This window comes from Quyinboa ferrireducens, from assembly GCF_042436675.1.
In the GTDB taxonomy this organism is placed as follows: domain Bacteria; phylum Bacteroidota; class Bacteroidia; order Bacteroidales; family UBA5342; genus JBHJHP01.
The window spans coordinates 910,377-922,623 of the sequence record NZ_JBHMVA010000001.1 but is presented as its reverse complement, the minus strand read 5'-3'; the positions used below and the strand labels follow the sequence as shown (position 1 = coordinate 922,623).

10 protein-coding genes are annotated in these 12,247 nt (G+C 34.9%); 8 read left to right on the top strand and 2 right to left on the bottom strand.

What is annotated here, in order from left to right; translation table 11 throughout:
• The first annotated feature begins 102 nt into the window (after positions 1 to 102).
• From ACE01N_RS03465 to ACE01N_RS03430, 8 genes are all read left to right on the top strand, one after another.
• Complete coding sequence (locus tag ACE01N_RS03465; protein ID WP_380584847.1) at positions 103 to 783, top strand: DUF4919 domain-containing protein; 681 nt, start codon at positions 103 to 105, stop codon at positions 781 to 783.
• 176 nt (positions 784 to 959) lie between these two features.
• A complete protein-coding gene (locus tag ACE01N_RS03460; RefSeq protein WP_380584845.1) occupies positions 960 to 2,576 on the top strand; it encodes a TlpA family protein disulfide reductase in 1,617 nt (538 codons plus the stop codon).
• Positions 2,577 to 2,745: 169 nt separating this feature from the next.
• Entirely contained in the window at positions 2,746 to 3,300 is a 555-nt protein-coding gene (locus tag ACE01N_RS03455) for a hypothetical protein (protein WP_380584843.1), read from the top strand.
• Between the two features lie 181 nt (positions 3,301 to 3,481).
• Complete coding sequence (locus ACE01N_RS03450) at positions 3,482 to 4,105, top strand: porin family protein (protein ID WP_380584840.1); 624 nt, start codon at positions 3,482 to 3,484, stop codon at positions 4,103 to 4,105.
• 194 nt (positions 4,106 to 4,299) lie between these two features.
• The gene (locus ACE01N_RS03445) at positions 4,300 to 5,487 is read left to right on the top strand and encodes an immunity 26/phosphotriesterase HocA family protein (RefSeq protein ID WP_380584838.1); all 1,188 of its coding nucleotides are present in this window, start codon (positions 4,300 to 4,302) and stop codon (positions 5,485 to 5,487) included.
• Between the two features lie 172 nt (positions 5,488 to 5,659).
• The gene (locus ACE01N_RS03440) at positions 5,660 to 6,277 is read left to right on the top strand and encodes an RDD family protein (RefSeq protein ID WP_380584836.1); all 618 of its coding nucleotides are present in this window, start codon (positions 5,660 to 5,662) and stop codon (positions 6,275 to 6,277) included.
• A 257-nt stretch (positions 6,278 to 6,534) separates the two neighbouring features.
• Positions 6,535 to 6,786 (top strand): type II toxin-antitoxin system ParD family antitoxin, encoded by a 252-nt coding sequence (locus ACE01N_RS03435; protein ID WP_380584834.1) that lies wholly within the window; start codon positions 6,535 to 6,537, stop codon positions 6,784 to 6,786.
• Positions 6,779 to 7,078: a type II toxin-antitoxin system RelE/ParE family toxin gene (locus ACE01N_RS03430; protein ID WP_380584832.1), complete on the top strand. Its 300-nt coding sequence runs from the start codon at positions 6,779 to 6,781 to the stop codon at positions 7,076 to 7,078. Before ACE01N_RS03435 ends, ACE01N_RS03430 begins: the two co-directional genes overlap by 8 nt.
• A 738-nt stretch (positions 7,079 to 7,816) precedes the next feature.
• Here ACE01N_RS03430 and ACE01N_RS03425 read toward each other — a convergent pair.
• On the bottom strand, positions 7,817 to 10,624 hold the full coding sequence (locus ACE01N_RS03425; RefSeq protein WP_380584829.1) for an MBG domain-containing protein: 2,808 nt from the start codon (positions 10,622 to 10,624) through the stop codon (positions 7,817 to 7,819).
• 28 nt (positions 10,625 to 10,652) lie between these two features.
• On the bottom strand, positions 10,653 to 12,215 hold the full coding sequence (locus ACE01N_RS03420; RefSeq protein ID WP_380584827.1) for a sulfatase family protein: 1,563 nt from the start codon (positions 12,213 to 12,215) through the stop codon (positions 10,653 to 10,655).
• Positions 12,216 to 12,247: the final 32 nt, after the last annotated feature.

Genomic DNA, 12,247 nt, shown 5'->3' with positions numbered 1-12,247 from the left:
TAAAACACCAAACATGGTCTTTAAAAATGTAGCTTAAATTCAATTATTAACCTGTAGCCATATTTCAGTATAAGACACCAAATAAGCTAACTCCTAAATAAAATGAAACATCTTTTAACTACTCTTCTTTTATTAATCCTCACTTTTAATGCAATATCACAAGAATTGGACTTTAAGCGTCCAGATTATAAGTCAATCGAAAAAGAAATTAAACAAAAGTCTTCAGATTTTTATTATCCAGTTTTAATGAAAAGATTTGTTGAGCTTGATACTACATTAACTCTGGATGATTATAGATATTTGTATTACGGTTATATTTTTCAAAAAGAGTATGAAGCGTATTGGACTTCTCCTTATCAAGAAAAATTATTAAAATATTATCGTAGTACTAAAATTAAAAGAAAAGAATATGATAAAATAATAGATCTATCTAACAAATCAATTAATGAATTCCCATTTGACTTAAGATCAATGAACTTTTTGGCCTATACCTATCATTTGAAAGGAGATGAAGAAATGGCAATAAAAGTTTCTAAAAGATTCCATGGAATAATAGAAGCAATTCTTTCAACGGGCTCTGGGGAAACATGTAAAGACGGTTATCATGTGATTTCAGTAAGTCACGAATACGTAATATTAAATATGTTTCTGTTCCAAATGAAGTCTCAAGCTCTTATTGGAAATTGTGATTACTTAGAGTTTGAAAAAGACGAAAGAAACATAGATGGTCTTTATTTCAATATTGAAAAAATCTTAGAAACTCAACGAAAAATGTTTAAATAATTGGCAACACACAACACGCGGTGCATAGTGCATGCGGTTTTGTTTTAACCTGTTAATCCAAATTCCGTATGTCGTCGCTTTCGGCTTGACAGTCTCCACTTCGTGGGACAGTCAACCGCACGACACCATACCGCGGGAACGTTAGCAGTAATATTAAATGAAGCAAACATTTAACCATGAATCATAACAATTTAACTAAGTCAATAGTCATATTATTTTGTTTTTTGATTGCTTGTACAGTAAAAAATAAGCCTGAGAAAACAGAAATGGAAAACAATCAAATTACATTGATTTTCAAAAAACCACCACCCAACTGGAGAGTATATAAAATTAATCAGGTAGATGGACCTTATACCCCTGCCCGCTGTGAAATTAATTTCATTGACGACAACTTCATCCCAATTCAATTTTTCCCAAATTCAGAACATGAATTTGATACTCTGATAGTTAAAACCAAAAGAAAAGTTGTTGAATTCAGACACACTTATAAAGGCATTGATAAGCTTTCCTATTTCTTCCATAATGGCGATAGTGTACTTTTTACCTATAACGACAAAACACCTGTTGCATCTGTATTAAACCGGCAATCAAAAACTCATGATGTTAACCTGGATTTATTCATCAAAGAAACATTATACCCAAATGACTATTCATCTGAAACAAAATACAGACAACCCTTTCTGTTCATGAATAACACAAAAGATCTTCAAAAAGAATTAGACAGAGTGGTTGCATTAGCAGATGCAAACCTTTCATCAGAAATGAATACGGAAATAAACCTTATTGATTCCCTTTATCAAAATGATTTAATTTCCACTGAAAATTACAATTTAACTAAAACGCAATACATTTATCAAAAGAAGTTAATCGAACTGTTCAAAATCAATGGAGGTCCCCGTCCTGCTAGAAGAATAATCCCAAAATTGACTAAAGAAAATTTCAATATTCAATTGGGGTACGATATTGAGTTGGGATTTTTGGATGGCGGAAACATTTTGGATAGTAAAAATGATAGTTCTTTATATTTTGGTTTTCAAAAAGATATAATTGATTGGATTTATTACAACTATTTAAGTCGTAAAGTTGGTAGTATAAGCTCAACCCATTACATAAATGGAATTGCCAGTGCAGGTGGAAGCATTCCTGATTATCTATCACTTTATGATTCTATACAGGCTTGTTCAATGCTAAGCCAGCAAACTAAAAATATTTTAAAATTTAAAACTGTTCAAAACATAATTGAAAATTACACCATCGATGAAGCAAAAAAAGCTTTTAACCAATTCAAAATTGATGTTAAGGATACGGCTCTAATTAATTTTATAAACATCAAGTATTCCCTACCAACCGATATAAGCGTAGATTCTTATGATTTAGAACTGAATTCGTTTTATTCAGAAACAATAACTTTTAACGACCTTCTTAAAAAGCATAAAGGCAAGGTTGTTTATTTGGATTTTTGGAGCAGTGGTTGTCCACCTTGTATAAAGCAATTTGAACATGCAAAAAAATTAGAAGCATTATATCATGACAAAGATTTAGTTCAAATTTATGTTTCAAGCGAGCCGAATAAACAACAATGGGAAAAGGCATGCCGTAGATTTGACATAATAAATGAAAGTTATTTTGTCACAAACCGATTCACCTCTAAACAACTTGAGAATATGGATATTAAATTTATACCTAGATATATGCTATTTGACAAAAATGGTAAAATGGTAATTGAAGCTGCACCGAGACCTAATGATAAAGATTTAATAGAAGTAATAGATAAATACTTGGATGGGAAATAAAATACTACTGCTAACACGGTATAATGCATGCGGTTCTTTTAACTCGCAAAACCATATGCATCCTGGTATCGTTTTCGGCTTGACAGTCTCCACTTCGTGGGACAGTCAACCGCACGACACCATACCGCGGGAACGTTGGCTGTAATTTTGATGAATATCGTAAATTGATATGGAAAGAATCTATAAACTAAAACCAATATATTTCCTGATTGGTTTTATCCTGGCAATAATTTTAGCTTTTTTTGCTTTACAAGTATTTGATAAAATTATCAGAAATAGTTTTATATTTTTGACAATTTCAATTGTTTTCATAGCCTTTATCGGATATTATTTTTTTTGGTTATATATCATTGGATATGGTTTCCATAAAATAAATGAGAAATTAGGAACTAAAAGCACCCTTAGGAAGCTAAAAAGCATATTGACTATTTCAGTTTTTATAATTATTAGTACTCTTACGACACATCTCTACTTTCTTTTTAAACTTGAGCAAGAATCACCAATAATTTTGAATATCGTTTATGCTATTGCCGTACTTTACTGCACTGGTTATATTACAATAAAATTTAGTCAAGATTTTAAATTTTATGACAAAAAGGAAGAACCAAAAATATTTGATTATATCATTACGTATTTTTTACTGGGAGCTTTCCCTTTCGGAATTTTAATTATGCATGCCCATATAAGACTAATCCTTAAAGAACATGGAATACTAAGAAAATAAAAAACTACAGCCAACACACGGTCATACTGCATGGCAGTATTTTTAAATAAAATATTTCAACATTCGCAGTCGGACTATTTCGTCCTGACAGTTCCTTTCCCGTTGGAAAGAAACTGCCACGACAGCATACTGCGGGAACGTTGGCAACAATTTTCACAATCCATTCAAAAAACACACCAAAATGAAACATATTTTCCAAAGGCTGATATTGATAGCATTTGTGGTTATATTAGGAATATTTAATGTAAATGCTCAAAAACAAGAAGGACTTGAAATAGGAGTGAATATAGGTATAAGTCAAGCAGGGGTAGTTGCACCAGGAGAAAACAACACTGGAACTAGAATAACCTATAACAATGGTGCATCTGGGGAATACTATTTATCTGATAGATGGGGCGTTAAGTTGAAAGTTATTTGGGATAATAAAGGTTATTCTAATGGTACAATTATAGACAATAACGATAATACCTTAACAACTGATATTAATCTGAATTATATTACTATTCCCTTAATGGCAAATTGGCATTTTAGTAAACATAGGAGATGGTATTTAAGCTTTGGTCCTTATATGGGACTATTAACCAGTGCAAAAGATTCAAAATTACTTGAAGATATAAAAAATCAAATGAACGGCTCAGATTATGGTTATGCGTTCTGCATTGGGTACAAATATGAAATAACTAATAACACGAAACTATTTCTTGAATGTGATGGTCAATATGGTATTAAAAATATAATAGCTGGAAACTATAGGGTTTGGAATACTAGAGGTGCTTATAATTTTGGAGTATTGATTAATTTATAGAGTATAAAAAAGAGAAAAAAACTGTTGCCAACACGCGGTCATAGTGCATGGCAGTACTTTTAATCAAAATAATTCAACGTTCGCTTCTAGCTCTTTCGTCCTGACAGTTCCTTTCCCGTCGGAAAGAAACTGCCACGACACCATACCGCGGGAACGTTCTGGCTCATTAGCGAACAACACAGCAAGGAACTAAAATGATAGAATTAACTAACGGCCAAAGAAAATATTTCGGACTTGAACCTGTGATGGATTCGTGGGATAAAGTTCAATTCAAAGGTGATACATATCGACCTGATTCAATATTGTATTTTGAGGGAGAGACGATTAGGAAACATGTAGTTTCAACCGACAAAGAATATAAAGAAGTACAATATAACGAACAGACTGAAAACAGAGAGTTGATTTTACCAAAAACTAAAAAGGGAAAACCTAAAAAATTAACGGCTTCTGTTTTGGAATCGAAAACGGGAATAGGCGTTTATTTGAATGCCAACACCAACGGAGACTTGTTAATTGGAAATTATACTTCTCAAACGACATTTTACTCAAGAGCCTGGGAATTTAAGCGGTCTGATTCAAAAATAGAGACGATGATTAAGGAATTTATTGAAAATTCTCCGTCTGACCATTTTAAACAAATAGAAAAATTTCGACTTGAAAAACGCAAAAATGTTAAATACAAATCGGGTGATTTCTTTGCCTTTAAGCTAAACCGTACAGAATATGGATTCGGTAGAATATTATTTGACATTAACAAAGCGCGAAAAAAGAAACTGATACCTGAAAATCATGGTCTTCACCTGATAATGGGACCTCCTTTACTAATAAAACTTTATGCATTTAAATCAGAAAGTAAAGCAGTTGATATTGAAAGCCTAAAGAATCAAAAGTCTTTGCCATCGGATTTGATGATGGATAATGCTATCTTTTATGGAGAGTTTGAGATAATTGGCAATTTACCACTTGAAATAGCCGAATTTGAATTCCCCATTTCTTATGGAATGCGAATTGACCAGACACCAAACGTTTTTCTTCAGTGGGGACTGATTCATAAAGAATTACCAAAAAAGAAATTTAATAAATACGTTATGCCCGAAAACGGTGGTATAGGCGACCATAATCCTTATGGTTATTATGGTATTGGATTTCGACCAAAATTTGACTCACATGATATAAAAGAGACAATTGAAAATAATGGAGATTTTGATTTCACAAAAGGAGAGCATTATAAACTTAAATGGGATTTACGAAATCCAAAAAACGACAAGATTCGAATGGAGATTTTTAAAACCTTCGGACTTGACCCTAAAAAGAACTATGAGGAAAACAGTAGACTAACTGGAACGAAAAATATTATTGACTTGATTAAAGAAATGAATTAACGAGCCATAACACGCAATATACGTAAGCCGGGCAATGCGGGTAATTGTAAGTTTAGTACATTTACTCAAAAACGCAACGGTTTGACAGGGTGGAGCTTCGAAGTGCCCTACGTTTCTTATTGCCAAACGTAGCAACAACCATAAAAAAGCACAAAAAAACGAATTTAAAAACATGAAAATACCTAAGATTTTAATATTTAATATTTTCACCAGACAATCTTTTAATGGTGGATTTAAAACTTTACAAATTTTCGGACGAAGATTGAATTCAATGTCAATGGACTTTTCTTTTATGCTTGGATTAATATTCCCGTTTTTTATAATATTATTTATTCCAGTGTCTATATTAGTAGACTCAGGAAATGAGACAAACTTTTTATTACCACTGTGGATAGAAATTACCCCTTTTACATTTATTTCATTTCTAATTCTAAATAAGGACTTCTTTAATGGGAAAAGTATTGCGAAAAGACAGTATGGATACCAAGTTATAGATTCAAAAACAAATCGACCAGCCAGCGAATTTCAATGTATAATTAGGAATTCTACAATGATAATCTGGCCTCTTGAAGTGATATTTTCAATGGTTAATCCCACAAAAAGATTAGGAGATTTTATAGCTGGGACTAAATTGGCAAACTCTGAAAAAGAGGACCCCGAATTAATCATGAATGAAATTTACGAAAAGAGAAATATTGAAAATAAGTCAAGGTTAATATTTACTTCCATTGTGATTGCATTGACATTTAGCATATTATCTGCATTGCCAACTATAATTACATTGAGATAAATGGCAGTTGCTAACACGCAGTCATAGTGCATGGCAGTACTTTTAAACAAAATAATTCAACGTTCGAAGCCAGCTCTTTTCGTCCTGACAGTTCCTATCCTACCTTGCTCCGCCGAGGCTACGCAAGGCAAGGCGGACAGAAACTGCCACGACACCATACCGCGGGAACGTTAGCTGTAATTTCATAAAATACAAATCAAGTTAAAAGGATTTGACAATTATACCAAATATTGGTATTTTTGTAAAAATTGACAGTTATGAATAAGAATACATCTATAACACTAGGACAGCATTTTGATTCTTTTGTTCAAAGCAGTATTTCAGGAGGAAGATACAAAAATGTTAGTGAAGTCGTCAGAGCTGGCTTGCGTTTACTTGAAGAAGAAGAAAGTAAAGTAATCGCTTTAAAAAATGCAATCCAGGAAGGATTAAATAGCCCACGAATTGAAAACTTCGACTTTGACAGTCATTTAAAAAAATTAAAAGCTGAAAGTAAGAAAAATGGCTAAAGTAATTTTAAGAGAAAAAGCCATTAATGATTTATCCGACATTTGGAATTACACTACATTTAGATGGTCTGAAAATCAAGCTGACAAATATTATAAAGCAATAAAATCAGCTTGTAAAGAAATTGAAATAAACCCTAATATTGGGAAAGAATATCCTGAAATAAGTCATGAATTACTAGGTTTTAAAACTGGAAGACATGTTATTTTTTATCACACAATCTCAGACAATGAAATTGAAGTTATAAGAATTTTACATGAGCAAATGGACCTGAAAAATAGATTAAAAGAATAAAAACTTCACCTAACACGCTGTCATACTGCATGGTAGTTAAATTTTAAAAAAATGTACTAACATTCTCGTTATGCTTCTTTCGTCCTGACAGTTCCTATCCTACCTTGCTCCGCCGAGGCTACGCAAGGCAAGGCGGACAGAAACTGCCACGACACCATACCGCGGGAACGTTGTGTGCAACTGTGATTTCGCGAGAATGATTGACAATGAAAAAATACCAGAACCCCTAATAAGTGATTTGATCGAATTATTAGGATATGATGAAGCTAAAAAGTTTCTTTATAAAGTACAATATAGCTTTCCATCGGTTCAAAATAAAATAGTTGGAGAAAGACTAAAGAAAAAGTATGGGAAAAGAATTTTAGTTTATATTCTAATCATATTTATTCTTCTGTTTCTCGCAAGTGAATTCCACTAAGAAAAATTGGGATTAGAATTTGAATGAAAATCAGAAATAAACCCAGGGAATGTTTAATCAATAACACAGCTTATAAATTTGAATTAAAGATAAAGATCCTGCTAACCTTAAATTAGCAGGATCAACCAATTAACTAACTAATTCTAAACAATTGAGACTTGAATTAAAGTTCTTTAATTCAAAAAAATAAATACCGTTTTAATTTCCTGATAAAGCCATAAGTGATGGCTCCTAAATAGTCAAATTTTTAATCTGTTCTCAACAGATTAAAATAAGCCTTCCGGGGAGTTAATCCGGAAGGGCTTCAATCAGATCCCCTGCTATTCCTTCATAACTTTAAAGAACATACTCTTTTCTTCTAATGAGCATTTTAAAAAGTAAACTCCCGGGGATTGATCAGAAATGTCCAAAACAAAATATTCATCCCGTACCATCCGGGTTAGAATTTTTTCTCCATTCAGATTAAACACTTCTAAAGTGTATGGTTTATCTTCATCTAGAATTATATTCACAATGTCAGTTGCAGGATTTGGGAAGACTTCAATTTTATTAACCGGATTCGATATGCCTGTAACAGATTCTATCGTAAGAATCCCCGAATCAAAAACGAAACTGTAATTATTATCACTACCACCTGAAACACTTATTGTATATTCACCTGTAACGCTGGTTTCGTCGGCCTCGGTTGTGGCAACCGGCACCTCATCAAGAGCAGACGGATCTTCTCCTTCTATAAAGCCGGAAAAGATCAACCTGAATTCCGGATTAGGAGTTCCAAAAAAACGACTTGTATCCGCTACCGAGACTGCCAGATCCTTCTTACTAATGGTTGCATTTGCTTCAGGAAGGTCTTCTAACGACAAATTATACCTGGCTGTATCTGTTCCTGTAAGTTCAATATCTATGATTGTCACTGTAATATTTTCACCGGCATCAGTACCTGAGAATTGAACTGTTGGTTCTTTCAGATCAACATCATCCCCTTCAATAATTCTATCCAGAGACAAATTGTTCTCCTGGACCGTTGCGTCCGAAGTTCCATCATATTCCTTATTAAATATACTAAAACTACCTTCAATATTTATCACCCTCTTAGGTGTTGTAAAGTTTAATTCATTACCATATCGTATTGCTAATTCATTTTTAACAAAAGTTCTTACATAATAGCTGGTATTTGGCATTAAACCTGATAGCCCAGCAGAGAATTCTCCTTCCGAAATTACCTCCCCAAGATCAATTATACTATCATTTACTGTTGGTTCTCCAGCCGTATTCCAACAGAAACCGTGTTCTGTTGACATTAATGCTCCCAAACTGTATACGTCACCGGAAACATTCACAGATGAATCTGTCAGTTCCGTGGTATTTAAAGTTTTTACAGAGTCAGATGTTAGATATTCCACCGTTCCACGAACCTGAATACTATCAATAATCCATAAATCTTTTTGAACAGCAGTTCCAAGTAACGACTCAAATCCGTAGAACCTGAATGTAACAGGTCCCGTACTTGAAATATTATTTACCAGTACCTCATCAATACTGAAAGATGATCGAGACAGCTCAACTGTCGCCACACTGGAAAAAGTCTTTGCGCTGTCAGTTGAAACAGCAACTAACAGCTTTTGCGGCCCCAACTCAATGGTATTTGATTTTTGTCGCAAAATAATCTTATTGATCCCCACGCTAACAGCGGAATCCGGAGTAACCGTAAACTCTACATACCGTGCGTCATTATAATCACCGTCCGGCCAGCCATAAGGCCTGAAAAAACCGTTTGCATAATTATAATCGAAAAGAATATCTTCATAAAGCAGATTAGAAAATGAAACACCCTCTTCAACATCCTCAGCTTTAAAGATCTCTTCTAATGGTGTCACATTAGGAGTTCCTGTCGGCAAAGGGTAGCTAGCCAACTTTTTTTCAATCAGGGTCCTTGGTTTTGGTGAATCACTGATGATTATATTATCAAAATAAATATCAATATCTTCTTCCAGTCTTTCCGAAGTCACTGCATTCTCAAAATCCGGTTTTATTTCTATGTATGAAAACAAACCGGTTGTTTTTATTTCAAAAACAATATCTTCCCATTCATTAACCTTGGTCTGATCTGTTGATACAATCTCTTTAGTATTATTCCCATCAGTTGGAGTATGTCCGTTTTTAACCTGTACACATATTTTAGAAATAACAGGCTTATAGATCATCATATGAAGATACTTAGGAGTCTCCTGAATACTTATTTCTTCAAATTCGAACCATGCATATGCCCACCAGTTTCCAAGTCTGTTACGTATAAATTTACCTACACTATCGCTCGGGTTTATACCTGTTTTATCCGGATTTTCTGCAATCACGAATTTATCACTACCGCTTACAAGTCCTCCTTCATAATTTCCGTTTGTACCGTGATCAGCCCAAAATCCGTCTTCAAAATCACTTATCAGGTAGATGCCTGAACTAACGAAATCCTCTGTGTTATTTTCAAAAGTACTGTTTGTTTGGGTATATGTTGCACCCTCGGTATTATAAACACCACCTTTTAAATTAAAGGCATGGTTATTCCTAATTACTGAATTCTCCAGTGTCAGGCTTCCATCGTTATATATTGCTCCGCCATTTAAAGCAGCATTATCCTCCAGTATACAATCCTTAATGGTTAAATCTGCAAAATTCTTCAGGCCCCCTCCAACATTTGTTGGTATTGTTTCTTTTACAGGAGCAGCACCATTTCTGATTGTTACACCTTGTATCAGTGATACAGGAAGTGTATTATCACATCCTTCCGGTTTTTGATTGTAAAAGACAGAGAACGTATATACTGATTCTTTATCCAGCACAGGATTTTCTGATGCCTGAATAATTGTTTTGTCTGAACCTGCTCCTGTAATTGTCAGTGAGCAGTCCCATTCAAGTGTTCTGGAAATTGTGAATACGCCTTCTCCGATAATAATTTCATCACCGTCGTGAATTTCTAAAAATGCTCTGTTAATAGTCCTGAATGCATTTTCTACAGATGTTCCGTCGTTATTATCGTCTCCATCTATCGTTACATAGAATACACTGGCATTTATTATAAAACTGTGAAATAATATTGCCGTTATTATTAAGATTTTATTACAAGCTTTCATCTCTAAAATTTTAAGGTTTCATTCCTGATTAATTTGGTATGGTATATGGAAGTCTGTCAAAAACTGAAACACCTTCAACCATTCTCGGATCATTGGTTTCCGTTAGCACAGTTTCCAACTGATCAGATAGTTCATCTTTTATCACAGTCATTTCAACCTGACCTGCAAGATTATTAACCTCCCATGGGTCTGTACTCAAATCGTACAACTCTTCATAAGGACGCTTCGCAAATGCCAAATCCATGTAATATGAATACTCAGGATTACAATAATTATTCAGATACCAGGTCTTGGCTGGGCCGCCATCCAAATCGGGAAAGTTGTTACCAATGTGTCCAACCGGCCATCTTTCAGGTCTGAAATTTCGGATGTACTTATACTGTTTCCCATCAATTACCTTTATAATAGCTCTTTGAGGATAAGGAAGATTTCCAGGCCGTGCTGATGCAACGTGCCGTTCACGTCCGGTCACAACATAATTCCTCGTCGGGTCAATAACTCCACTACCAGGAGCTTCCATTACAGGCACAAGGCTTTTCCCTGTCATTACATCCGGTATATCAACCTCTCCCAGCTGGAGAAATGTAGGAGCCAGATCCATCAGGTTTACCATATCTTCAACTACCCTGCCACTGTCTATCATCGAAGGATATCTGATAGCTAATGGAACATGTGTTCCAAGATTATAAAGGTTACATTTTGCCCGTGGAAATCCGGGAATACCATGATCCCCACTTACTACAATGACTGTATTGTCAAGCTCGCCGATTTCTTCCAGTTTTTGAATGATCAGTCCCAATGCATAATCAAAGGCCAGAACTTCTCCGAGATAATCTGCAAAGTCTTGCCGTATCTCCGGCTCATCCGGCAAACCAGATGGGAGCTTACCTATCAGGTCATCAGGATTTATATTCCATAGTTTTGATCCCGAACCTTCAGCCCAGGGCCTGTGTGTGTTCCATGGACCCCACCAATAACAAAACGGCTGCCCGTCTTCCCTGTCGGACAAAAAACCTTCAAAATTTTCTACCACTTCATTAAATAACCGCTGCCGTTCGGTCGCCATAGCTTCGTCGGTGTTGTACTGATAAATAGTTTGGGAAAATGTACAAAAGTCACGACCACTAACTTCATAGGTATTGTCTGCTCCACCATAAGGAGCATTGGCCGGTGTTCCCGGGTACCATACTTTATATGTTCTGCCGATGTGATATCCGTTATCCTTTAATATCAGCGGATACGACGGAATCTGATCATCCCAGACAGCGCCCTGCAATATGGCACCTCTGCCGGTCCGCCAGAAATATTGCCCTGATAACAACGAACTCCGGCATGGGGTACACGATGGAGCAGTTACATGAGCATTCATAAAAACAGCTCCCTCTCTGGCAATCCTGTCAAAATTAGGCGTTTTAATGATCGAATTCGGAGTATTGCCTCCTTCAATCGAATCGTAAATACTTTGGTAACGCCCCATGTCGTCTCCAAATGCAAATAAAATATTTGGCCTGTCCTGGGCACCTGCACCATTTAAACATGCAAAAGTAGATGCCAGGGTCAAAACCGATCCCATTGTCTTTGTAAGGTTCATAGTACTATTTTTAGTTAAACTTTATTTTTTAA

What these genes read in the sequence shown, in the direction of transcription:
- ACE01N_RS03465 (WP_380584847.1), top strand. Translation starts at nt 103, where the DNA reads ATGAAACATCTTTTAACTACTCTTCTTTTATTAATCCTCACTTTTAAT.
- ACE01N_RS03460 (WP_380584845.1), top strand. Translation starts at nt 960, where the DNA reads ATGAATCATAACAATTTAACTAAGTCAATAGTCATATTATTTTGTTTT.
- ACE01N_RS03455 (WP_380584843.1), top strand. Translation starts at nt 2,746, where the DNA reads ATGGAAAGAATCTATAAACTAAAACCAATATATTTCCTGATTGGTTTT.
- ACE01N_RS03450 (WP_380584840.1), top strand. Translation starts at nt 3,482, where the DNA reads ATGAAACATATTTTCCAAAGGCTGATATTGATAGCATTTGTGGTTATA.
- ACE01N_RS03445 (WP_380584838.1), top strand. Translation starts at nt 4,300, where the DNA reads ATGATAGAATTAACTAACGGCCAAAGAAAATATTTCGGACTTGAACCT.
- ACE01N_RS03440 (WP_380584836.1), top strand. Translation starts at nt 5,660, where the DNA reads ATGAAAATACCTAAGATTTTAATATTTAATATTTTCACCAGACAATCT.
- ACE01N_RS03435 (WP_380584834.1), top strand. Translation starts at nt 6,535, where the DNA reads ATGAATAAGAATACATCTATAACACTAGGACAGCATTTTGATTCTTTT.
- ACE01N_RS03430 (WP_380584832.1), top strand. Translation starts at nt 6,779, where the DNA reads ATGGCTAAAGTAATTTTAAGAGAAAAAGCCATTAATGATTTATCCGAC.
- ACE01N_RS03425 (WP_380584829.1), bottom strand. Translation starts at nt 10,624, where the DNA reads ATGAAAGCTTGTAATAAAATCTTAATAATAACGGCAATATTATTTCAC.
- ACE01N_RS03420 (WP_380584827.1), bottom strand. Translation starts at nt 12,215, where the DNA reads ATGAACCTTACAAAGACAATGGGATCGGTTTTGACCCTGGCATCTACT.